1 pseudogene is annotated in these 234 nt (G+C 66.2%); it reads left to right on the forward strand.

Going from position 1 to position 234, the window contains the following annotated elements:
* Positions 1-234: pseudogene (locus F0Q45_RS27320) on the forward strand (beta-ketoacyl synthase N-terminal-like domain-containing protein); the annotation flags it as partial.

Below are 234 nucleotides of genomic sequence, written 5' to 3' on the forward strand. Positions count from 1 at the left end.
CATGGTGGTGGTGGAGCGGCTCTCGGATGCGCGGCGGTTGGGGCATCCGGTGTTGGCGGTGGTACGGGGTTCGGCGGTCAATCAGGATGGGGCCTCGAATGGGTTGACCGCGCCCAATGGTCCTTCCCAGCAGCGGGTGGTGCGGGCGGCGTTGGCTAATGCGGGGCTTTCGGCGGTGGATGTGGATGTGGTTGAGGGTCATGGGACCGGGACCACGTTGGGGGATCCGATTGA

It is taken from the genome of Mycobacterium simiae (genome assembly GCF_008370645.1).
Classification (GTDB): domain Bacteria; phylum Actinomycetota; class Actinomycetes; order Mycobacteriales; family Mycobacteriaceae; genus Mycobacterium; species Mycobacterium simiae_A.